Origin of the sequence: Mycobacterium interjectum, assembly GCF_900078675.2 — a bacterium.
Classification (GTDB): domain Bacteria; phylum Actinomycetota; class Actinomycetes; order Mycobacteriales; family Mycobacteriaceae; genus Mycobacterium; species Mycobacterium interjectum.
This window is the reverse complement of sequence record NZ_LT546237.1, coordinates 2,917,473-2,939,750: the sequence shown is the minus strand read 5'-3', so window position 1 is coordinate 2,939,750 and position 22,278 is coordinate 2,917,473. Positions and strand designations below refer to the sequence as shown.

Genomic DNA, 22,278 nt, shown 5'->3' with positions numbered 1-22,278 from the left:
CGCGGTGATGCGCCATCGCCTCCGACCGCCGCGATAGGGTGCGTCCATGCCCGAGACTCCGCGGCTGCTGTTCGTCCACGCGCACCCCGACGACGAAAGCCTCAGCAACGGCGCCACCATTGCGCACTACGCCGCCCGCGGGGCGCAGGTGCTCGTCGTCACCTGCACCCTCGGCGAGGAGGGCGAGGTCATCGGCGATCGGTGGGCCGGGCTCGCCGTCGACCACGCGGACCAACTCGGTGGCTACCGAATCGGCGAGCTCACCAACGCACTGCGGGCGCTCGGCGTCAGCGCGCCCCGCTATCTCGGCGGTGCGGGGCGGTGGCGCGACTCGGGGATGCAGGGCAGCCCGAAACGGCGGCGTGAGAGGTTCATCGACGCCGACGAGCGCGAGGCCGTCGGCGCGCTGGTCGCCGTCATCCGCGCGCAGCGCCCGCACGTCGTCGTGACCTACGACCCCAATGGCGGCTACGGCCATCCCGACCACATCCACGCCCACACCGTCACGACTGCCGCCGTCGCTGCGGCGGGCTCCAGCCACGACTACCCCGGCGAGCCCTGGGCGGTGCCGAAGTTCTACTGGACGGTCTTGGCGGAGAGCGCATTCCACGCCGGATGGCGGGCGCTTGATCGCGAAGACCTGCTGCCCGACTGGGCGATTCCGCCCCACGAGGAGTTCGACTTCGGATACGCCGACTCCGACATCGACGCGGTCGTCGAGGCGGCCCCGGAAGCGCTCGCGGCGAAGACGGCCGCCCTCGCCGCGCACGCCACTCAGGTCGTCGTCGGCCCGACCGGCAGGGCCTGCGCCCTGTCGAACAACATGGCGCTGCCCATCCTCGCCGAGGAGCACTACGTCCTGGTGGGCGGCGCCGCGGGGGAGCGCGACGGGCGCGGCTGGGAAACGGATCTGCTCGCCGGGCTGGGTTTCACCGCCGGCGCAACGCGGTAGGCTGCGAAACAGGCAGCCACGGAAGGAATTCGCATGGACCCCGACCTGGACCCTAACCAGCAACACTGGCAGGACCGCCTCGACAGCCTGCAGTGGGTCATCGGCTCGATACTCTCCAACATCGACAGCGTTCCGACCTGACCGAAACCAAGTCGCGCGCCGCGTCCGCTGAGGACGGCGGCGCGACAGATCCCGCGATTCGTTTCGTTGTCCTGGCGCTGCTGGCCGTCGATGGGACCCTGTCGGCACTCGCCGGCGCGCTCCTGCTGCCTTCCTATATCGGCTCGATTCCGTTCCCCATCAGTGGGCTGCTCAGCGGACTGCTGAACGCGGCACTGGTCTGGGCCGCCGGGCTGTGGACCAAATCCGCGCGGGTGGCCGCGCTGCCGCTGTGGACATGGCTCCTCACGGTGGCCGTGATGAGCATGGGCGGCCCCGCCGACGACGTCATCCTGGGGGGCCGGGGGCTGATGGCGTACGGGGCCCTGCTGCTGATCGCGCTCGGCGTAGCGCCGCCGGTGTGGGTGCTGTTGCGGCGCAGCCGCCAGGGCTGACCGGCCCGTTACGGGAAGAACGGCGGCAACGGCGGGAGCGGCGGCAGGAAGCTCAAGAACCAGTTGATCTCGGTCTGGATGAAGTAATTGATCGACGCCGTGGTGGCCGCCATGAAGTTGTTCAGGCCCTGGACAAAGGTGATGGTGCCGCCTAGCCAGTCCAGGAGGTTGAACAGGCCGCTCTGCACCATCGGCTCGAAGAGGTTGTAGAAGTACAGGATCTGCGGTGCCACTATCCAGCCGATCCAGGGCAGCCAGCCCGCGGCGTACGAGGCCAGCTCGAAGCCGTACTGCACGTACGGCTCAATCAGCAGGTAGGCGTTCTCGATCGACTCGGCGATAGAAGCAAATGCGTTCGCCGCCGACACCGCCGCGGCGTTGGTCACGGCGGCCGGCGCGAGCAGGGCGCTGGCCGCGGTCAGAGCCCTCATCCCCCCGGTGGGCCCCAGCAGCAGCGCGGCGGCCTGGCCGACGCCGCCGAACAGCCCGGCGCCGCCCAGAAGATTGGCGGAGCCCGCCACGACGCTCTCGACCTCGGTCATCGCACCGGACACGGCGTTGACGGCCGCACCGGACACGGCGTTGATGGCCGCACCGGCCTGACCGGCGATCGCCTGGGCGCCGCCGCCGAGNATGTGTATAAGAGACAGGCGCTCAACGTCTGGATGAACTGGTCGTGAAACCCGGCGATTTGCGCGCTGATCTGCTGATATCCCAGCCCGTGCTCGGAAAGGAACGCGGCGACCTGCGCGGACACCTGATCCGCGGCGGCCGCTGCCACCGCGCTGGTCGGGGCTGCCGCCGCGGCGTTGGCCGTGCTGAGGGTCGATCCGATGCCGGACAGGTCCGAAGCCGCTGCGGCCAGCGCGTCCGGGTCGGCGAATAGGAACGACATCTAGCACCTCTCTGAGATACGACGGATGGTAACGCGGTCGCGGTTTGTTAGCGGGCAAGTCCGCCAAACACACAGCAGGGGCCGTGGGGTCGGGATGGCGGCGGCGGAGTGGCCGCAGCCTGGCGCTACTGTTGCGCGTATGGCACCGTTGCCCAAGCTTTCACAGGTTGGGCCGGGCGGATGAAATTCGATCGTGGGGAAGTTACACCAACGTGCCACTGACACCGGGAACACCGGAGCCTCTGGAGCCCGTAGCCCTGCCCAGCCCCATCGTGCCGGCTGCGGCCCTGCCAGGGGCCGGCGCGTCGGCGTTGCGACGCGTCCTGCGGCGGGCCCGGGACGGGGTAGCGCTGAATCTCGACGAGGCGGCCGTCGCGATGACGGCGCGCGGCGAGGATCTCGCCGATCTGTGCGCGAGCGCTGCGCGGGTGCGCGATGCGGGCCTCGAGTCGGCCGGGCGGCGCGGCCCGGGCGGGCGGCTGCCGATCAGCTATTCGCCCAAGGTGTTCATCCCGGTCACCCACCTGTGCCGCGACACCTGCCATTACTGCACCTTTGTCACCGTCCCTGGCAAACTGCGAGCCCAGGGCGCCGGCATGTACCTGGAGCCCGACGAGATCCTCGACATCGCCCGCCGCGGGGCCGAACTGGGTTGCAAGGAAGCGCTATTCACCCTCGGTGACCGGCCCGAGGACCGATGGCAACAGGCGCGCGACTGGCTCGACCAACGGGGCTACGACTCCACGCTGTCCTATGTCCGGGCGATGGCCATCCGGGTGCTGGAGGAGACCGGGCTGCTGCCGCACCTGAACCCCGGCGTGATGAGCTGGTCGGAGATGTCGCGGCTCAAGCCGGTGGCGCCGTCGATGGGCATGATGCTCGAGACCACGTCGCGGCGGCTCTTCGAGACCAAGGGGCTCGCGCACTACGGCAGCCCGGACAAGGACCCGGCGGTTCGGCTGCGCACGCTGACCGACGCCGGGCGGCTGTCCATTCCGTTCACCACCGGGCTACTCGTCGGCATCGGCGAGACACTGCCCGAACGGGCGGACACCTTGCTGGCGATCCGCAAGTCGCACAAGGAGTTCGGGCACGTCCAGGAAGTGATCGTGCAGAACTTCCGGGCCAAGGAACACACCCCGATGGCGGCCGTTCCCGACGCCGGGATCGAGGACTACCTGGCGACCGTGGCGGTCGCGCGGTTGGTGCTCGGGCCGGGGATGCGCATCCAGGCGCCGCCCAACCTGGTGTCGCGGGAGGAGTGCCTGGCGCTGATCCGCGCCGGCGTCGACGACTGGGGCGGGGTCTCACCGCTGACCCCCGACCACGTCAACCCGGAACGGCCCTGGCCCGCCCTGGACGAGCTGGCCGCGATCACCGCCGAGGCCGGATACGACCTGGTGCAGCGGTTGACCGCACAGCCCAAGTACGTCCAGGCCGGCGCGGCGTGGATCGACCCGCGGGTGTCCGGACACGTTGCGGCGCTGGCCGATCCGCGGACCGGCCTGGCCCGCGACGTCAACCCCGTCGGCATGCCCTGGCAGGAGCCCGACGACGTGGAGTCCACCGGCCGGGTCGACCTGCATGCGGAGATCGACACCGAGGGCCGCAATACCGAAGCCCGCAGCGACCTGGACAGCGCGTTCGGCGACTGGGAATCGATCCGTGCCAAGGTGCACGAGCTCGGCGCGCGCGCCCCCGAGCGCATCGACACCGACGTGCTCGCCGCCCTGGCCTCGGCCGAGCGTGATCCCGCGGCCTGCACCGACGACGAGTACCTGGCTTTGGCGACGGCCGACGGCCCGGCGCTGGATGCGGTTGCGGCGCTGGCGGATTCGTTGCGGCGCGACGTGGTGGGCGATGACGTGACCTTCGTGGTGAACCGCAACATCAACTTCACCAACATCTGCTATACCGGCTGCCGGTTCTGCGCCTTCGCGCAGCGCAAGGGGGACGCCGACGCGTATTCGCTGTCTACCGAGGAGGTGGCCGACCGCGCCTGGGAGGCGCACGTGGAGGGCGCCACCGAAGTGTGCATGCAGGGCGGGATCGATCCCGAGCTGCCGGTGACCGGGTACGCCGAGCTGGTGCGCGCGGTCAAGGCCCGCGTGCCGTCGATGCACGTGCACGCGTTTTCCCCGATGGAGATCGCCAACGGCGTGACTAAGAGCGGGTTGAGCATTCGCGAGTGGCTGATCAGCCTGCGCGAGGCGGGTTTGGACACCATCCCCGGCACCGCCGCCGAGATCCTGGACGACGAGGTGCGCTGGGTGCTCACCAAGGGCAAGCTGCCGACGTCGATGTGGATCGAGATCGTCAGCACCGCGCACGAGGTGGGCCTGCGGTCCTCGTCGACGATGATGTACGGCCACGTCGACAGCCCGCGGCACTGGGTCGGCCACCTCAACGTGCTGCGCGACATCCAGGACCACACCGGCGGCTTCACCGAGTTCGTGCCGTTGCCGTTCGTGCACCACAGCTCGCCGCTCTACCTGGCCGGCGCGGCGCGCCCGGGGCCCACGCATCGCGACAACCGGGCGGTGCACGCGCTGGCGCGAATCATGTTGCACGGCCGCATTTCCCACATCCAGACCAGCTGGGTCAAGCTCGGTGTAGAGCGCACGCGGGTGATGCTCAACGGGGGCGCCAACGACCTGGGTGGCACGCTGATGGAGGAGACCATCTCGCGGATGGCAGGGTCGGAATACGGGTCCTCGAAGACGGTGGCGGAGCTGGCGGCGATTGCCGAGGGCATCGGTCGCCCGGCACGCCAGCGCACCACCACCTACGCCCCGCTGGCGGCGTAGCCGTGACACGCGGCGGGTATACCGGCGCCGTGAAGCGACACATCGACCACGATCGATTCCCGGGGTGGCGGCCGTTCCTGGACGCGGTGCGGCACCGCCGGGCCGACGCGGGCACCTGGTGCGAGGCCCGGACGGACCGGTCGCACCATGAAGGTGCCGTGGTTCGCCGAGCACATGCGCGAAGAGCGGGTCCTGCACGGTTGGGACATCACCGGAGATGACCCGGCCGCCCGGGAGCGGCTGGCCGAGCCATGGATGACCACGCACAGCGTCACCGCCGTCAGGCGTCCGCTGCTTGCCAAGGGCGCCAAGGAATTACGGCCCGGCGAGTGGATAGCAGCCCGGCTGCGAGTACCCGGCACCGAACGACGTCGTCGTGACCGCCCACGCCGACCACGCCGTCATCGGAATGGACGACCCGCAAGGCGGGGCCACCCTGGAAACCGATGCGGCCGCGCGGGCGCTACTGCTGTGGGGTCGTCGACCCGGAGACCCTTCGCGGATATGCAGCGGTGCCGGACCGCAAACCCTGGGCCAACTGCGCCGCCTGCTCAGCGGCTACTGAACTCTTCGCTCAGTAGTTGTTGCAGCTGCCGGCCACCGACAACACGTCGTTGAAGTACGGCGCGGCCTGCGGCATGGCCTGGATCTGGTGGGCCATCTGCAAGCGCTTCGGCGGCGGCGACGCGAGGAACTGGTTCAGGTAACTCACCGCGAGCGGCGACGCGGTCAGCTGCGCAGCGGCCGCCGGGTCGGTCGCATTGAGCGCGGCCATCACCTGCCCGTAGTTGCACGTCGTGTTGATGACCGGATCCAGGGGATCTGCGGATGCGATCCCGGAACCAGCAGTCAACGCGAACGCCACGCCGCCTACGGCGGCGGCAAACTTAGTCAACGACAGCCTTACCATCTGTGGACACCTTCCCCATTCAATGCACCGTCGGAAAACGGCGACGACATCAGCCCAACGGTTGCCGTCTCCGGTCGAGGCTACCAGGCCCCGCGAGCTTTCATCCTCGCAACCGTTATCGCACAGGAAGCTCTAATCGTAACTTGGCGCAGGTCAGCGCCGTGCGGATCGTGTTCGCCGTGAGTGAACGCGGGCCCGGGCGGGGCCGGGCGGCCGGGCGGCGCGCGCGGTGGCCGATTTTGCGCCCGCCTGTTGCATGCCCAGTGGTTGACGTGTATGTGCAACGTCTAGTATCAGTAACCGAAAGCTTTCGCCGGGGCGGCCGAAGCGCCGCGGCGAGCCAAACAGCAGCCCACACGCGGTACATGGACAGAGCTGGAGGAGACGTCTGTGACGTACACGATCGCCGAACCCTGCGTCGACATCAAAGACAAGGCATGCATCGAGGAATGCCCGGTCGACTGCATCTACGAGGGCGCCCGGATGCTGTACATCCACCCCGATGAATGCGTCGACTGCGGGGCATGCGAGCCGGTCTGCCCCGTCGAAGCGATCTACTACGAAGACGACGTGCCGGAGCAGTGGAGCCAGTACACCCAGATCAACGCCGATTTCTTCGTCGAGCTGGGGTCGCCGGGCGGCGCGGCGAAGGTCGGCATGACCGAGCACGACCCGCAAGTGGTCAAGGACCTGCCGCCGCAGGGCGAAGGCGACTGAGCGGGCCGGTGCCGCAGCAGCCCGAGGTGGGGGCGCGGCCCCCGCACGGGAAGGTCTCGGCGTCCCTGCCCGAGTTTCCGTGGGACACGCTGGCCGAGGCCAAAGTGCGGGCCGCGGCCCATCCGGACGGGATCGTCGACCTGTCCGTCGGCACCCCGGTCGACCCGGTCGCCACGCTGATCTCCGACGCGCTGGCCGCCGCCGGTTCGGCGCCGGGGTATCCGGCCACCGCCGGCACCGAGCGCCTGCGCGAGTCGGCGGCGGCGGCGCTGGCCCGCCGCTTCGGAATCACCGGGCTGGCCGAGGCGGCCGTGCTGCCGGTGATCGGCAGCAAGGAACTCATCGCGTGGCTGCCGACGCTGCTGGGCCTGGGCCCCGCGGACGTGGTCGTGGTGCCGGAGCTGGCCTACCCGACGTATGACGTCGGGGCCCGCCTGGCCGGGGCCCAGGTGTTGCGCGCGGATTCGCTGACCCAGGTGGGCCCGCTATCCCCGGCGCTGTTCTACCTGAATTCGCCGAGCAATCCGACCGGACGCGTGCTGGGCGTCGAACACCTGCGCAAGGTCGTCGGGTGGGCGCGCGACCGCGGTGTCGTCGTCGCCTCCGACGAGTGCTACCTCGGCTTGGGCTGGGAGGCCCAACCGCTCTCGGTACTGCATCCCTCGGTCTGCGACGGCGACCACACCGGGCTGCTGGCGATCCACTCGCTGTCCAAGACCTCGTCGTTGGCCGGNCTCCTAGGCCGATGGCGGCGACCCGCAGCGCCCGGCACGCCGCGCTTGCGATCGCCGCGAGCCCGGCTCAGGCAGAATGCTTGGTCGTGACTAGTTCGGCTGGCAGTTCGGCGGGCAGGCTGCACATCCCGACGTCGATCGGGGACATAGCCAAGCGGATTTTCCTGGGCAAGCCGCTGATCACCGAGGAACTGGCGAGCGAGAAGCTGTCGAATCCGGTTGCGCTGGGGGCGCTTTCGCCGGACGCCATCTCATCGACGGCGTATGGGCCCGAGCAGATCCTGATCGAACTTCTGCCGCATGCGGGTTTGGCGGCCTTTGTGCTGTTGCTCCCAGTCACCGGCGTGATCCTGCTGATCCTGATGTTCGTGGCCGCGTCGTATCGCCAGGTCGTCATGGCCTACACCCGGGCGGGCGGTTCGTACATCGTGGCGCGCGAGAACTTCGGGCCGCGGGTGGCGCAGGTCGCCGCCGCGGCGCTGTTGATCGACTACGTGGTCACCGTGGCGGTCCAGGCGGCGGCGGGGACGGTTGCGGTGGCGTCGGCGGTACCGGCGTTGGGTCCGCACAGCCTGCAAATCACCGTCGGCGTGGTGCTGGTCATCTGTTATCTGAACCTGCGCGGATTGCGCGAAGCCGGCTGGCCATTCGCCGCTGCTACCTACTTCTTCGTGGTCATGATTGGCCTGACAATCGTTGTCGGCGTCATCCGCGAAATATTCTGGGAATTGCCCGTATACGATCCACACCAGCTGACTGGCACGGTGCCGGTGCAACAGGGCAGCGGCCTGGTGATGGGCGCAACCATACTGACCTTGTTGCGTGCGTTCGCCAACGGAGGCTCGTCGCTGACAGGAGTTGAAGCGATCTCCAATACGGTGGACGTATTGCGAAAACCGCAGGGCGTGAACGCACGTCGGGTGCTCACCGCAATGGCCTGCATTCTCGGGTTTTTGTTGGCGGGCGTTGCCTATCTGGCGTACGCCACCCGCTCGACGCCGTATCTCACTGAGTATCCGTCGGTATTGTCACAGGTCGGTCGTGCCGTCTTCGGCAATGGCGTGATCGGAAACGTCTTCTTTATCCTCGTCCAGACATCGACCGCCGCGATCTTGTACGTCGGCGCAAACACAAGCTTCAACGGCTTCCCCGCGCTGGCCAGCTTCGTGGCCGAGGATCGCTTCCTGCCCCGGCAGCTGACGAAACGCGGTCACCGGCTTGTGTTTTCGAACGGGATCCTCACCCTGACGGCGCTGTCTGTGGCCCTGCTTGTGGCGACCGGTGGCTCGGTCAACGCCCTTATCCCGGTTTTTGCGATCGGGGTGTTCACCGGGTTCTCGATGGCGGGTTACGGGATGACCAAACACCATCTGACCCATCGGGAACCGGGATGGCGACGACGGCTGGCGATCAACCTGTCCGCGGGAATCCTGTCGACGGTCGTGGTGGGCATCTTCGCGGTGGCCAAGTTCACCGAGGGCGCATGGCTCGTCGTCGTCGTCTTCCCGGTGCTGGTGTTCCTGCTGATCCGGCTCAACCGCGAATACCGCGCGGAGGCGGCCATTCTCGAGATGTTGCGCACCGATCGGCCCGAGTTGGTGAAGTACGCCAGGCACCGCGTGTTCGTGTTCGTGAACGCGGTCGATCTGGCGACGATCGAGGCGTTGCGCTACGGCAGGGGGTTGCGGGCCGACGAGCTCATCGCGGTGCACTTCATGGTCGACGCGGCCCTCGCCGAGCAGCTGCGCAAGCGTTGGGATCACTTCGAACTCGACACCCGGCTGCGGGTGGTGGACTGCCCGGACCGGCGGATCAACCGGTCGGCGCAGGTGCTGGTCGCCAAGGCGCTGCAGGAACATCGCGACACCAACGTCACGGTGTTGCTGCCGCGCCGCACCTATTCGCCATTGCTGGGCAGGCTGCTGCACGACCGCACCGCCGACAAGATCGCCCGGGCGGTGAGCCTGATCCCGGACGCGGCGGCGACGATCGTCCCCTACGACGTGGAGTCGCGGATCAAGGAGGCCTTTCCCGACGACTTCGAACATCGAATCGCGCGCGGACTCGACAGGGTCGAGGCGTTGGTATTGAAGGACGAGGAGCGGGATGTCGAGGCCTACGAACACCCCGAACGGCCGTCGCTGATCACCGTGGCCGGGCTCATCCCGGGGCAGCGCGCCACGGTCGAGGGGCGGGTCACCCAGGTCGAGGACATCACCAAGCGGCGCCGCACGCTCCGGTCGATCGTCGTCGGCGACGACAGCGGCGAACTCAACGTCACGTTCCGCCCCGGTCGAGGCGGCGCCGACATCCAGCCCGGCCAGCTCTTACGGATCACCGGCAAGGCGCGCCAGAGTGGCAACAAGGCCGTGTCGATGGTCGACCCGGCGTATCACGTGATCGACGATCCTGCCAAGGCCGGGGAGTCGGGGGAGCCCGACGAAACCGGAAGGGAGCAGGCGTGAAACGAGTCGCCGCCGTGCTGGTGTCGGTGCTGGGTCTGGCGTACACGGCCAACGGCTACCGACCGCTGACGAGGGACCGCTACGGGTCGGGCATCGCGTTCGCCCACGGTGTGTTCGCGTCCGAGCTTCCGATGCAAACCCTCGCCGTCCAGCTGGCGGCCGTGGCGGCGGTCTCGCGCCGGCTGCCCCCGCGGACGCGCCGGCTCAGCTGGCTGGTGTCGGCGGTGTCGTGGCTGGGACTGGTGGGCCTGCGCCGTGTTGGACGGCAGGCGAACGAGCCGTTGACGGCCGCGCTGGACGCGGCGCTGGGCCCCGACCGTCGCACCGAGTCGGGCGACCTGTGGACGCGGCCCGCGGCCGGGGGTGCGACGGCGAAGAAGCCCGGCGCGGCGCGGATGCTGCGGATCTACCGCGACTACGCGCACGACGGCGACATCAGCTACGGCGAGTGCGGCTCGCGGAACCACCTGGACATCTGGCGCCGGCCCGATTTGGATCGCGGCGGGCGGGCCCCGGTGTTGCTGCAGGTTCCCGGCGGCGCCTGGATGGTCGGAAACAAACGCGGGCAGGCGCATCCGCTGATGAGCCACCTGGCCGAGCTCGGCTGGATCTGTGTCGCGATCAACTACCGGCTCAGCCCCCGCTCCACCTGGCCCGATCACATCGTCGACGTGAAGCGCGCGATCGCCTGGACGAAGGAGCACATCGCCGAATACGGCGGCGACCCGCACTGGATCGCGATCACCGGGGGCTCGGCGGGCGGGCACTTGTCGTCGCTGGCCGCGCTGACCCCCAACGAGGCGCGCTTTCAGCCCGGCTTCGAGGACGCCGACACCCGCGTGCAGGCCGCCATCCCGTTCTACGGCGTGTACGACTTCGGATCGCGCGAGGCGATGCATCCGTTGATGGCGCCGATAGTGGCCAAGCGGGTGTTCAAGCTGAGTCTGACCGACGCCGGCGAGCCCTTTCGGGTCGCCTCGCCGATCACCCACGTCCGCGAAGACGCGCCGCCGTTTTTCGTGCTGCACGGCACCAACGATTCGCTGATCCCGGTCGAACAGGCCCGCCGCTTCACGGCGCGGCTGCGCGCCGTCAGCCGCCAGCCCGTCGCGTACGCCGAGTTACCTTGCGCGCAGCACGCTTTCGACATCTTCGGCTCGGCGCGCGCGGCGCACGCCGCGGTGGCCGTCGAGCAGTTCCTCGCCGAGACCTATGCCTCGCGACACAGCTGAGGGTCGGTCCGGCGTGCCCAGCTCAGTGGTAGCGACTTGAGGGCGAAACTCTTCGACGGGAATTTGATCTCCGGCGTGTAGCCCTCCGGCAGTTGGAAGTCGGGGATCTGCCTGAGCCACTCGTCGACGACGATCGCCAGTTCTATGCGTGCCAGGTGGGAGCCGATGCAACGGTGTGGCCCGCCTCCGAATCCCCAGTGGCGGTGCACTTTTTTGTCCATGACCAGGTCGTCGGTGGAGATGTCGTCGCTGCCGTCGCGGTTGATCGCGGCGGTGCACAACCGCACCGGCGTGCCCGGGGGCAGCGTCATGCCGCCCACCTTGACGAAGTCGGTGGTGACCCGGGCCGCCAACGGCGCCGCGGGCTCGAGCCGGACGATCTCCTCGATGAAGACCTTGGTCTGCTCCGGGTCGCCGCGAAGCTCCCTGCGCAGCTGCGGTCGGCGCGCCAATTCGAACAGCGAAAATCCGATCGCCGCGGCCACCGTGTCCAGACCGGACAGAATCAATAGGTGGCTCATACCGAGTAGCTCGAGATCGGTGAGATCGCCCGGACCGGTCATCACTTCGGACAACATGTCCGAGCCCGGGCTCTCCCGGCGTTGCCGGATGACGTCGGTGAAATACGTCAGCAGCTCGTTGCCCTCGGGGCTGCCGTCCACTGCGGCGTCCTTCCAGGCGATCACGCGGTCGCGGTCCTCCAGCGGCAGCCCGTAGAGGTCCATGAAGACCTGATACGGATAGAGGCGGCCGAAGGCCGCCATCACCTCGCACTCGCCCCGCGCCGCGAGGGCGGCGATCATCTCGACCGCGTGGCGCCTCATCACGGGCCGGGATTTCGCCAAGGCGTGCGGGCTGAAATACGGCTGCAGGATCTTGCGGTATCGGGTGTGCTCGGGAGGGTCGAACGCCGAGGGCAGCACCGGCACCGGGCTGCCCGGGGGCTGAAGCGCGAGATGCGCTGAGAAGAGGTTCGGTTCGCATAGCGCCCTCAGTACGTCCTCGCGGCGCGTGAGGTAATAGGCGCCGTTCATGAACACGACCGGCCCGGCGTCCCGCAACGCCTTCCATCCCGCACCTCGATCGGCGGCCATCGGTAGGGCGGAATGCTCTAGCCGCGGCAGGTGGAAGCTGCGTGCGCGGCCCTCGCCGAGGGCGAGGCCTGGATAGGCCTGCCCGGATTTTGGTTCTTGTGCAACGAATTCCATTGATCCCTCACGAGACGTTGACGGTCCGGCCCGTTGCAGCCGCGGACGATCGGCCATGATCGGGCGGATACCGTGAATTGATGTGTGCGCGGGCTTTACCGGGCCGCGCCATACGACGCGATGGCCCGGCGCCGGCCTTTCAGCAGCGGGCGACGCAGAGTCGCGTCAACACATCCCGGTCGTCAGGAGGGGGCGCGGGTGCGGCCCATCGGACACGATCCGGCTGCAACGCCGGCGCGCCAAACGACGCCGGCAGGGCAAACCAGCCCGACTGCGGCGACAAGTGGGTCACGCTGGCCGGCCGGTCGCGCGTCATCCACATGCTGTGGAAGGGCTTCTTGTTTGCCGGCGTGGAGCCCGGTGACAAGCCCTGGGCGGCAGCGCGAAGTTCGACCCGGCCGGCGTGCGCCGGGAAACCCGGGGTCGCATGGGTCCACGCCGCCGGCTCGGGAAGTGTGGGCGCGGAGAACTGGGGACGCAACGATGAACCCGCGATCAGGGCGACGAACACGCTCAGCGCGGTCACGATCGCGGTGGTCGACTTCCATCGCCGGGTCGTACCGGCGAGCCGAAGGTCCACAGTGGCGGCACTCTACAGCGCGATGCTTGGGCGGCAACCCGCAGCAAGCTGTGAATATGCTCAAAACGCGGCATCGAGGGATGCGCGCTCATGGCCAGTGCATGCGCGCGCGAAAGCCGGGAGGTATGCGGTCGTAGGCATCGACCGCACGCGATGTTGAACGGGGCTCAACGTTCCTCCTGCGCTTCGCATTCGGCCGAACGGTTGGCTGGCCGTGGTCCGCCTGGTCACGGGACCGGCGCCCGTCGATGCGTGACGCGCGATGGTGGCGAGCCGCGTCGGCATCTCGGGTAGCTGTTCGAGTGCCACCTCGCCTGAATATAGGAGCCCGCGACAACTCGGCGGGTGCGATGCACGGGTGACTAACCGCAGACTTCGGCGATTGCAGTCAGCGAGCTGAATGTCGCTTCATTCCGCCCGGCCCAATGTCCGTATGACACACAACCACTGCCGGCACGGATTGGGAGGTCACGGGCCGGAGGCCCGAGAAACCCGATCCCCTCGGGATTGCGGCTGGAGGCGTCCGCCGCCGCCTCGCAGCCGACGAACTTGTCTGCAAGCGGCTTTAGCTGGACGTACTGGTGATATCTGCTGGAAATCTCCTGTGCATCGCCCGCGTCGAGTTGTCGAACGGCGGCAGTTCGGTTTGACTGAAGTGAACGAACAGTAAATCTGTGTCGACCGAATACAGATGCGAACAATGGCGGTGGGGCTCGCCAACAACTGCGGTCTTCGACGGCCAACGGTCCCTGCGGAACAGGCTAATACACGGCCGGACAACTGTTCGGCCTGGACTGACGCAGGAGGGGTGTTGTTGTGCAACTTCGAATTTGGCCGATAGCCTGGGTTGGACGCCATCGGGATCCGTTGCTGGCCACTACCCTTGCCGGCAACCTTATTGAGGGTGGACAATCCAGCTCGATTGCCTTCGGGCCCTACCTTGTCGAGTCGCTCGACTCCCGGCGAATTCCCCTACGCCGATGTCCGGGAACCGCTCGGAATGGTAATGGCGTTGACATCTAGATGTGTATTGCGCTAGGGCGCAACAGAAGTCGTTGCCGACGGAACAGCTAGAGCCGTCTGGCTGGCAACTTGGCCGAGCCGCTTGCGGGCCCGTCGTGCTCGGTCGTCCGGCGGAGATATTTAGCCAAAAGGAAGAGACGGATGTTGGATTACGGAACACTGCCGCCAGAAATCAATTCAGCAAGAATATATTCCGGTCCTGGCGCCGGACCGATGATGGCGGCCGCCACAGCCTGGGACGTGTTGGCCGGCGCGTTGGAGTCGGTCTCACGCGGTTACTCCTCGGTGATCACGCGGTTGCAAGGCGAAAGTTGGTCGGGTAGTGCGTCGGACGCGATGGGCGGCTCGGTCGGTCCGTACATCGCGTGGCTGACAATCGCGGCTGCACAGGCCGAGGAGGCCGCCAGTCAGGCCAGGGCAGCGGCGGCCGCCTATGAGACGGCGTTCGCCGCAACGGTGCCGCCGCTGGTAGTGATGGCCAACAGGACCCAACTGGCGGAGCTGGTCGCAACCAATGTCGCCGGGCAGAACACCGGCAGTATCGCCGCCCTCGAGGCGGAATATGAGCAGATGTGGGCTCAGGATGCGGCCGCCATGTACAACTACGCGGCCTCCTCTTCGGCCGCGGCAGCGCTGAGGCAGTTCAGCCAGCCCCCGCAGACCACCACCGCCGCCGCCCAGCCCGCCCAGGCAGCGCTCTCTCGACTGATGTCGACCGTGCCGCAGGAGCTGCAATCGCTGGCAACCACAGGGACTTCGGCTTCCACATCGGCGGCGTCTTCGGCGCAGTCGCTGATTCCAGCACCCGTGCTCACCGCGTTCAGCACCTTCAATACCCTCACTGGCCCGGCCAGTTTGGCGTCGAACTTCAGCCGAACCAGCACATCGGCGATGAGCGGTTACACCGGGATTTACCGGTCCGGCATCCAAGCGGGACAGGACGCCGCCAAGGCGGCCCAGGGCGCCGCACGGGCCGCCGCAACGCCGACCACCGCGGCTTCAGCGGGCTTGCAAGCTCCTGTGCTCGCCAGTGCGGGTAACGCGACGACAGTGGGAAAGTTGTCCGTTCCGCCGAGTTGGGCGCCGACAAACCCGACAGTTACGCCTATTTCTGAACCGGATTGGTCGTCCGACGCCGACATCGGTGGTGGGCCGGCATGGGAGGAAGTACCGGTGAGCAATATGTGGAACAGCGTGCCGGCGGCGAAGTCAGCGGGGTGGTCCGGTTCCTCGGTCAACAACGCGCTGCGCGTGGCGCCGCGCAAATTTGCGATGCCCCGTCCTTCCCTTGGCGGATAACTCAGCAGCCCCCACGCAGCGCGCACCAGCCGCACTGACCTTCCCGGGTGATGGTCATCGGTGTTGAGAAAGGGATGTCGATGGTTGATTTTGGGGCGCTGCCGCCCGAGATCAACTCGGCCAGAATGTATTCCGGACCGGGCTCGGGGCCACTCACGACAGCTGCGTCGGCGTGGGAGTCCCTTGCTGCACAACTGGATTCGTACACCGCCGGCTACTCATCGATCCTCACCGAGCTGCAAGGCCGGTGGTCCGGCGGCGCGTCCTCCGCGATGGCCGGTGCGGTCGCGCCGTTTGTCGCTTGGGCGGCGGCGACGGCGGCGCGCGCCGAGCAATCCGCGATTCAGGCACGGGTGGCGGCGGCCGCATTCGAGGCGGCATTCGCCGCAACAGTACCGCCGCCGGCAATCGCGGCCAACCGCACCCAATTGGCGCTGCTGGTCGCCACCAATTTCTTCGGGCAGAACACGCCTGCGATCGCGGCCAACGATTTCGAATACGCCGAGATGTGGGCCCAAGACGCCGCCGCCATGTATGGATACGCCGCGTCCTCGTCGGCCGCATCCGCCCTGAGCCCGTTCAGCGAGCCGCCCCAAACCACCAACGTTGCAGCCCAATCCATCCAGTCTGCGGCGCTGGGTCAAGCCGCGAGTACCTCCACCGGGCAAACGCAGTCTACCGTCGCAGAGCTGATGTCCGTGCTGACGCGACAGTTGCAGGCCCTCGCGACGGGGGCAGCTACGGAGCCATCGTCGGCTGCCCAGTCTCCCGCGGCCGCCTATAGCGGGATCCTTACCGCCTTCAGTGACTTCAATACCCTCACCGGACCCGCGAATCTGGGCGCGGCTTTCAGTCGTACGGCTACGTCCGCGACCAGCGGCGGAAGCGGGATCTTTCGGACGAGGATCCAGTCCACCAGGGCCGTGGTCCCGCCCGCCGCAGTCGGGAGCCAGACCCTGGACGCTGGCGGCGTCCGCGGCGCGGCGCTCGCACGAATGGGAGCGTCGGCGTCAATGGGCAAGCTGTCGGTCCCGCGGGGCTGGGTCATCGCCAACGCGGTCGACAATCCCATCAACGGCCAGATTCCATTGCCGGACAGCGCTATTCAGGTGGCCGCGGCGGGCGCGAACCCATCCCCAGGCGCTAACATGCTGGGGGCCATACCGACGGGGCACTCCGAAGCGACCCGCAGCTTCGTCTTGCGTAACGGACGCCGCCGCTTCGAGATGCCCCGCCCGCCGTACGGTGGATAGCCGATGGGGTCGCGAGTCGCGCGCGACGACACGGTGCCGATCTGCCCGCCGGCCGTGAGCGCCCCACCGAGGTAACGCACGGTGCCGAAGACGCCGCAAACACGTTGCGAGGGCGCCTCGTGGCAACCGCGGTGCGAGCAGATTGTTGCCGTCAGCCCTCTATCGAGCAGATGAACAGCTAACATCCCCGATGCGTTCAGCCGGCGACGCGGCCGCGGCGGCGCAGCCGAACCGCGCCGGATTCGCGACGGGGCAGACGATCCGGCAAACTCGGTGCCAGCGCGACAGGTGCGCATGACTATCCACTGTCGCAACGTCGACCGTCCGGTCGAAGCTGGGGCCGCACTGCGGCCCAGCGGATCTCACAGCCGTCTGGACGTGCGGGCCGAACTGGCTGCAAATCTCCTGTAAATCGACCAGGTTAGCTTGTCAAACTCGGTTCGCTTGATTACCAAGGATGTACGACGTGCGTTGGCGGGACGGGTGACCGGGTTGTGAACGCACGAGGCGGTGGGGCTCGCCAATAACCGCGCGTCGATGATGACGGCCAACGGTCCCTGCGGAACAGACACCAAGTGGTCGGCTGGCCGGGTGTGCAGAGCAGATGTTGTGACGCGGGAGGATCGTAAATGGCCGTCCAGTTCTCGCCTCATTCACGTGATCGATGTCCCATAACACTGGGGCGCGGGGTGCGGAATTGTTGATAAGCCCAACGAGATCTGGCTCCATATGCGGACAGGGTGGCTCGACGGCCACGCCTTCATCGCCGGTGAAAGGTAGATAACGCGTGGCCCGTTCACATCGCATCGTGGTTTGGGATCCGGAAGACGCCGTGGCCTGGAACGCCGGAAACCACGCCATCGCCCGACGCAACCTGGTGTGGCAGGTCGTGAATGTGCATGTCGCGTTTTCCATTTGGTACCTCTGGTCGGTGATGGTGCTGTTCATGCCGCAGTCGGTCTACGGTTTCTCGACTGGTGACAAGCTGCTGGTGGGCGCGACCGCGGCGCTGGTCGGGGGGCTCGCGCGCATCCCCTATTCCATGGCGGCCAACTGGTTCGGCGGCCGCAACTGGACGATGTTCTCGGCGATGGTGCTGTTGTTTCCGACCGCCGGGGCCATCTTTCTGCTTGCTCATCCCGGCCTGCCGTTATGGCCATACCTGGTGTGTGCCGCATTGACCGGCCTGGGCGGCGGCAACTACTCCGCGTCGCTGGCCAAGGTGGACGGCCTGTTCCCGCAGCGGCTCAAGGGCTTTACGCTGGGCCTCACCGGGGGGATGGCCAACCTCGGGTCCGCGGGCATCCAGGCCGTCGGGCTGGTGGCGCTGGCCACGGCGGGCCACGAGGCGCCGTACTGGGTATGCGCGATCTACCTGGTGCTGCTGGCCATCGGTGGTGTCGGCGCGGCGCTGTTCATGGACAACGTCGTCGCGCACCGCACTGGATTGTCGCCGCACAACCTGCGGGCGATCCTCACGGTTCCCGACACGTGGGCGATCTCGTTTCTGTACCTGTGCGCCTCCGGTTCGTTCCTTGGATTTGCCTTCGCGTTCGGTCAGATCCTGCAGCACAACTTCGCCGCCGCCGGCGAAAGCCATGGGCAGGCATCGCTGCACGCCGCGGAGGTCGCCTTCGTGGGTCCCCTGCTGGGGTCGCTGGCGCGAATAATCGGCGGGAAAGTCAGCGACCGGTTCGGCGGCGGCCACGTGACGCTNAAATCGGCGGGAAAGTCAGCGGCCGGTTCGCCGGCGGCCACGTGCCGCTCGCGGTCTTCGCCGCCTCGATCGTGGCGGGCGGGTTCCTGGTCGGCGTCAGCGCGCACGCCGATGCGGCCGAGGACCGGGGCACCGCCGTGACGGGTTTTACCCTGGTCGGCTACATCATCGGGTTCATCGCGTTGTTCATTTTCTGCGGCGCCGCCAAAGCGGCGGTGTACAAGCTGATTCCGTCGGTTTTCGAAAAGCGCGCCCGGGCGCTGGGGATCGGTGCGGCCGAACGCGGTCACTGGGCCCGCGTCCGGTCGGGTGCGCTGATCGGCGTCGCCGGCGCCTTCGGGGCGCTCGGGGGTGTGGGGATCGACTTGGCGCTGCGGCAGTCCTACGACACCACCGGCACCGAGACGCCGGCGTTGTGGACCTTCCTGCTGTGCTACGTCGCTGCCGCGGCGCTGGTCTGGTACCGCTACGTGCGACCCGACGCCGATGGCGTGGCGATGCCGGAGTCGGTGCGAGTGCCCGCGGAGGAGGTCGTCAAGACGTGACCCCGTCACGTACCCAGGATCCGGCCGGTGAGCTGCTGGAGACAGTTGTCGCGATAGCGGTCGAAGCCGGAAAGCTCATCCTCGAGCATCAGCGGCGCCCCGTCGTCGCCACCAAAGCGGATTCCTCCCCGGTCACCGACGCCGACCTGGCGGCGCATCGCTACATTGCCCAACACCTCGGGGCCTTGGATCCGGGCATCCCGATCATTTCGGAGGAAGCCACCGCGGCCGACTACGAGACGAGGAAACGGTGGCGGCGGTTCTGGCTGGTGGACCCGCTGGACGGAACGAAGGAATTCGTGCGGGGCAGTGATGAGTACACCGTCAACATCGCCCTCATCGACGATCACGAACCCGTGCTGGGGGTAGTCGTCATCCCGGGGAAAGACCTGATCTACTACGCCGCGAAGAGGACGGGCAGCTGGCGCCGGGACGGGAACAACCCCCCGGTGCGAATATTTTCGTCAGTCCCGGACCTGGCACGGGGGCTCACGGTCGTGGAGAGCAAGTCGCATCCCTCCGAAGCACTGGAAAGTTACTTGAAGGACCTTCCCGTGAAGGAGCGGATCAGCGCCGGCAGCTCGCTCAAATTCTGCCTGGTCGCAGAGGGCGCCGCCGACATCTACCCGCGGCTGAACCCGACCATGGAATGGGATGTGGCGGCGGGGGATTGCATTTACCGGAACTCTGCGCGGTCTGGTCAACGAGCCTCGTCATTGACCTATAACAAACCCACCTTGAGGAACGACGGTTTCGTCGTCGGCTTCCGATGAACCCTGCTTAGGAGCTGAGAATGGCCAACAACATCACCTGGCACCAACACAACGTCACACGCGGTGAACGCGAGCGGCTCAATGGCCACCGGGGCTGCGTCATCTGGTTCACCGGGCTGAGCGCGAGCGGCAAGAGCACGGTCGCCAACCTCGTGGAGCAAAAGCTGTACGAGCGGGGTGTGCGCACCTACCTGCTGGATGGCGACAACGTACGGTACGGGCTCAATGCCGGACCGGACATCCTCGAGGAACGCCATGGCAGCGAGTTCGCCGGGCGGTTCGGACTGGGCTTTTCGGCCGAGGACCGCGAGGAGAACATCCGCCGGATCGGTGCCGTCGCGAAATTGTTCTGCGAGGCCGGGCTGGTGGCGCTGACCGCGTTCATCAGTCCGTATCGGCGCGATCGCGACGCGGTGCGCGCCACGCTCGACGATGGCGACTTCATGGAGGTCTTTATCGACACCCCCATCGAAATATGCGAACAGCGTGACCCGAAAGGGCTTTACAAGAAAGCCCGGGCGGGTCAGATCAGGGGGTTCACCGGCATCGACGATCCCTACGAACCACCGCTACATCCCGAGTTGCGAGTGGAGGGCGGCAAAACCGACGCCGAGACGCTGGCGCTCGAGGTGGTTTCCCACCTCGAGCGGGTCGGTGTGATTCCCGCCCCGGCCGGAAGCCGAAACTCCCGGGAGGGGATGGTTGAAGTTTAGGGAACACGTGGTCCGCCACACGAGACGCGAACTGATGCAATCACTCATACCTATCCCGAAATCGAGGTCATGACGATGGAATACAGGGGCCACAATGGGAGAACGATTGTGGAGCAGGTGTCCACCGAGAACGCGGCTCGCGCGATCCGGGGCCTGCCGCGCATTCCCATATCCAAGGCGACGGCGCACGAGGTGATCAGCCTTTCCTATGGGTTTTTCACGCCGCTCACGGGGTTCATGGGCCGGCAGGAGGTGGACGGAACGCTGGACAAAATGCAGCTTCCTGACGGAACGCTGTGGAGCATCCCGATAGTTTTCGACATATCCGCGGAAGACATTCAGAAGTTGGACATCCGGGAAGGCGGCAGTGCCGTCCTCGAATATCTCGGCGCGCCGATGGCGATCTTCGAGATCGCCGAAATATATGACTACGACCTGGAGCGGATGGCCGAAAAGACCTACGGCACTGCCGATCCCCGGCACCCCGGGGTCAAAAAGACACTGGGCTACGAAAACAGGTTCATCGGTGGCGAGATCACGCTCATCAACGAGCCGGTCTTCAACGAGCCGTTCCGGAGTTTTTGGCTCACTCCGAAGCAACACATGGACGCGCTGCTGGAGAAGGGCTGGAAGCACGTCGTCGCCCATCAGACCCGAAACGTTCCGCACACCGGTCACGAGGCCCTGATGAAGCAGGCCTGGTTCGCCTCCAATGAGGACATGCCGGTCGACAACCTGAGCACCGGCGTGCTGGTCAACGCGATCATCGGACAGAAACGCGTGGGTGACTACATCGACGAGGCGATCCTGTTGGCGCAGAACGCGCTGCGGACCAGCGGGTACTTCCGAAACGACGTTCACATGGTGTCTTTCACACTCTGGGACATGCGATATGCGGGGCCCCGGGAGGCGATCTTCCATGCGATCCTGAGGGCGAATCTCGGGTGCACGCACCACATGTTCGGCCGGGACCACGCCGGTGTGGGCGATTTCTACGATCCCTACGACTCCCAGAATCTCCTCAAAGAACACCGAACAGAGCTCGGGATCAAACCGGTATTCCTGCGTGAAAACTGGTACTGCCCAGAGTGTTTGGATGTCACGAACTCGGCGCTCTGCGGACATGAGGACAAATCCCAAAGTTTCAGCGGCAGCCTGATCAGAAGCATCCTGACCGACGAAGTGAAGCCGACGCAGAAGGTGATGCGACACGAGGTGTTCGAAGTGGTGATGGAATGCGCCGCCACCCACGGCCAGGGCTCACCCTTCGTGACCGAGGAATACCTGGAAAACCGGCGCCCGGTCTTCACCCTCAACCCCCTGGAAGGACTCGACTCATGAGCCGGCAGCCGGGAACCATCAAGATCAACGTGTGGATCAACGAGGAGCGGTTGGAAGCGTTGCAAAACGCCGGAATGGCGGAACTGGCGAACGAGGCTTTCGCCGGCATGAAGCTGCTGGAGATCTACACCACCGAGGAGCAGAAGAATGTGCTCCTGAAGCGGTACCCCGGCGCGAAGTATGATTCGGCCACGACGCGCTCCATCGAGCTGCTGCCCAAACAGGCAAAGGACAAGTTATTGGACTTGTCCATCGAGATGCATTCGACCGGTCCCGAGGTGATGGGCCGTTTTCTCGAAGAAGCGCGATCCTGAATTTCGGGTAACCAGCCCCTTCAATTCTGGTAACCAGCCCCTTCGTAGAAGGGGCTGGTTGTGCTATTTCCATCCGGCCAATTCTGAGCAATTTAGCCAGGAAACTCCTGTATATACCTGACGCGGATCGACCGCCCAAGCGACAGGAAGCGTCCAACCAAAACACAGCTAGTCATAAGCTTGCGTCACCATAATAAGAATCATGCTGAGTAAAATGCGCACCGCGATCCGGCCGGCCTCTCGGGC

At 66.7% G+C, this 22,278-nt stretch carries 18 protein-coding genes and 2 pseudogenes; 15 read left to right on the top strand and 5 right to left on the bottom strand.

All coding sequences use genetic code 11. The features are described 5' to 3' along the window. The first annotated feature begins 46 nt into the window (after nt 1–46). Together mshB and BN4348_RS48440 are read left to right on the top strand one after the other, a co-directional pair. Entirely contained in the window at nt 47–952 is a 906-nt protein-coding gene (gene mshB / locus BN4348_RS48445; RefSeq protein ID WP_066914897.1) for an N-acetyl-1-D-myo-inositol-2-amino-2-deoxy-alpha-D-glucopyranoside deacetylase, read from the top strand. A 92-nt stretch (nt 953–1,044) separates the two neighbouring features. Continuing rightward, nucleotides 1,045–1,506 carry a hypothetical protein gene (locus BN4348_RS48440; RefSeq protein WP_066914895.1) on the top strand — a complete coding sequence of 154 codons (462 nt, stop codon included), beginning with the start codon at nt 1,045–1,047 and terminating at the stop codon, nt 1,504–1,506. Nucleotides 1,507–1,514: 8 nt separating this feature from the next. Here BN4348_RS48440 and BN4348_RS59640 read toward each other — a convergent pair whose 3' ends face one another. Both BN4348_RS59640 and BN4348_RS59635 read right to left on the bottom strand, forming a co-directional pair. Next, entirely contained in the window at nt 1,515–2,084 is a 570-nt protein-coding gene (locus BN4348_RS59640) for a hypothetical protein (protein ID WP_142308732.1), read from the bottom strand. Further along, on the bottom strand, nt 2,045–2,401 hold the full coding sequence (locus BN4348_RS59635; RefSeq protein WP_142308731.1) for a PE family protein: 357 nt from the start codon (nt 2,399–2,401) through the stop codon (nt 2,045–2,047). The genes BN4348_RS59640 and BN4348_RS59635 overlap by 40 nt, the downstream gene beginning before the upstream one ends. Before the next feature lie 242 nt (nt 2,402–2,643). Between BN4348_RS59635 and BN4348_RS48430 the strand changes: the two genes are divergently transcribed. Together BN4348_RS48430 and BN4348_RS61715 are read left to right on the top strand one after the other, a co-directional pair. Further along, nucleotides 2,644–5,208, top strand: a complete 2,565-nt coding sequence (locus tag BN4348_RS48430; protein ID WP_407937927.1) for a bifunctional FO biosynthesis protein CofGH — start codon at nt 2,644–2,646, stop codon at nt 5,206–5,208. A 376-nt stretch (nt 5,209–5,584) separates the two neighbouring features. Beyond that, nucleotides 5,585–5,773: a hypothetical protein gene (locus BN4348_RS61715; RefSeq protein ID WP_235852783.1), complete on the top strand. Its 189-nt coding sequence runs from the start codon at nt 5,585–5,587 to the stop codon at nt 5,771–5,773. 9 nt (nt 5,774–5,782) lie between these two features. Here the strand turns inward: BN4348_RS61715 and BN4348_RS48420 are convergent, their stop codons facing one another. After that, entirely contained in the window at nt 5,783–6,118 is a 336-nt protein-coding gene (locus BN4348_RS48420; RefSeq protein WP_066914891.1) for a hemophore-related protein, read from the bottom strand. A 390-nt stretch (nt 6,119–6,508) separates the two neighbouring features. Between BN4348_RS48420 and fdxA the strand changes: the two genes are divergently transcribed. The 4 genes and pseudogenes from fdxA to BN4348_RS48400 all read left to right on the top strand — a co-directional run bounded on the left by fdxA (nt 6,509) and on the right by BN4348_RS48400 (nt 11,266). Next, nucleotides 6,509–6,835, top strand: a complete 327-nt coding sequence (gene fdxA, locus BN4348_RS48415) for a ferredoxin (protein ID WP_066914889.1) — start codon at nt 6,509–6,511, stop codon at nt 6,833–6,835. Between the two features lie 26 nt (nt 6,836–6,861). Beyond that, nucleotides 6,862–7,566: pseudogene (gene dapC / locus BN4348_RS48410) on the top strand (succinyldiaminopimelate transaminase); the annotation flags it as partial. A gap of 83 nt (nt 7,567–7,649) precedes the next feature. Continuing rightward, nucleotides 7,650–10,034 carry an APC family permease gene (locus BN4348_RS48405; RefSeq protein WP_066915010.1) on the top strand — a complete coding sequence of 795 codons (2,385 nt, stop codon included), beginning with the start codon at nt 7,650–7,652 and terminating at the stop codon, nt 10,032–10,034. Then, a complete protein-coding gene (locus BN4348_RS48400; RefSeq protein ID WP_066914887.1) occupies nt 10,031–11,266 on the top strand; it encodes an alpha/beta hydrolase in 1,236 nt (411 codons plus the stop codon). Before BN4348_RS48405 ends, BN4348_RS48400 begins: the two co-directional genes overlap by 4 nt. On the opposite strand, the gene BN4348_RS48395 is transcribed toward BN4348_RS48400, so the two are convergent. Continuing rightward, nucleotides 11,245–12,360 carry a cytochrome P450 gene (locus tag BN4348_RS48395; RefSeq protein ID WP_372514232.1) on the bottom strand — a complete coding sequence of 372 codons (1,116 nt, stop codon included), beginning with the start codon at nt 12,358–12,360 and terminating at the stop codon, nt 11,245–11,247. The genes BN4348_RS48400 and BN4348_RS48395 overlap by 22 nt on opposite strands. A 253-nt stretch (nt 12,361–12,613) precedes the next feature. Next, the gene (locus BN4348_RS48390; protein ID WP_066914883.1) at nt 12,614–13,054 is read right to left on the bottom strand and encodes a hypothetical protein; all 441 of its coding nucleotides are present in this window, start codon (nt 13,052–13,054) and stop codon (nt 12,614–12,616) included. 1,164 nt (nt 13,055–14,218) lie between these two features. Between BN4348_RS48390 and BN4348_RS48385 the strand changes: the two genes are divergently transcribed. From BN4348_RS48385 to BN4348_RS48355, 7 genes and pseudogenes are all read left to right on the top strand, one after another. Then, a complete protein-coding gene (locus tag BN4348_RS48385; RefSeq protein WP_066914882.1) occupies nt 14,219–15,376 on the top strand; it encodes a PPE family protein in 1,158 nt (385 codons plus the stop codon). Between the two features lie 80 nt (nt 15,377–15,456). Continuing rightward, on the top strand, nt 15,457–16,629 hold the full coding sequence (locus tag BN4348_RS48380) for a PPE family protein (RefSeq protein ID WP_066915008.1): 1,173 nt from the start codon (nt 15,457–15,459) through the stop codon (nt 16,627–16,629). 787 nt (nt 16,630–17,416) lie between these two features. Further along, nucleotides 17,417–18,891: pseudogene (locus BN4348_RS48375) on the top strand (MFS transporter). After that, the gene (gene cysQ, locus BN4348_RS48370; RefSeq protein WP_066914880.1) at nt 18,888–19,664 is read left to right on the top strand and encodes a 3'(2'),5'-bisphosphate nucleotidase CysQ; all 777 of its coding nucleotides are present in this window, start codon (nt 18,888–18,890) and stop codon (nt 19,662–19,664) included. The pseudogene BN4348_RS48375 and the gene cysQ overlap by 4 nt, the downstream one beginning before the upstream one ends. Nucleotides 19,665–19,684: 20 nt before the next feature. Continuing rightward, nucleotides 19,685–20,377, top strand: a complete 693-nt coding sequence (gene cysC, locus BN4348_RS48365) for an adenylyl-sulfate kinase (RefSeq protein WP_066914878.1) — start codon at nt 19,685–19,687, stop codon at nt 20,375–20,377. 75 nt (nt 20,378–20,452) lie between these two features. Then, nucleotides 20,453–21,718 (top strand): sulfate adenylyltransferase, encoded by a 1,266-nt coding sequence (gene sat / locus BN4348_RS48360; RefSeq protein ID WP_066915006.1) that lies wholly within the window; start codon nt 20,453–20,455, stop codon nt 21,716–21,718. Continuing rightward, complete coding sequence (locus BN4348_RS48355) at nt 21,715–22,032, top strand: DUF6955 family protein (RefSeq protein ID WP_066914876.1); 318 nt, start codon at nt 21,715–21,717, stop codon at nt 22,030–22,032. Before sat ends, BN4348_RS48355 begins: the two co-directional genes overlap by 4 nt. Nucleotides 22,033–22,278 lie beyond the last annotated feature (246 nt).

What these genes read in the sequence shown, in the direction of transcription:
- mshB (WP_066914897.1), top strand. Translation starts at nt 47, where the DNA reads ATGCCCGAGACTCCGCGGCTGCTGTTCGTCCACGCGCACCCCGACGAC.
- BN4348_RS48355 (WP_066914876.1), top strand. Translation starts at nt 21,715, where the DNA reads ATGAGCCGGCAGCCGGGAACCATCAAGATCAACGTGTGGATCAACGAG.
- BN4348_RS48395 (WP_372514232.1), bottom strand. Translation starts at nt 12,360, where the DNA reads ATGGCCGCCGATCGAGGTGCGGGATGGAAGGCGTTGCGGGACGCCGGG.
- BN4348_RS48420 (WP_066914891.1), bottom strand. Translation starts at nt 6,118, where the DNA reads ATGGTAAGGCTGTCGTTGACTAAGTTTGCCGCCGCCGTAGGCGGCGTG.
- BN4348_RS48380 (WP_066915008.1), top strand. Translation starts at nt 15,457, where the DNA reads ATGGTTGATTTTGGGGCGCTGCCGCCCGAGATCAACTCGGCCAGAATG.
- sat (WP_066915006.1), top strand. Translation starts at nt 20,453, where the DNA reads ATGGAATACAGGGGCCACAATGGGAGAACGATTGTGGAGCAGGTGTCC.
- BN4348_RS48385 (WP_066914882.1), top strand. Translation starts at nt 14,219, where the DNA reads ATGTTGGATTACGGAACACTGCCGCCAGAAATCAATTCAGCAAGAATA.
- cysC (WP_066914878.1), top strand. Translation starts at nt 19,685, where the DNA reads ATGGCCAACAACATCACCTGGCACCAACACAACGTCACACGCGGTGAA.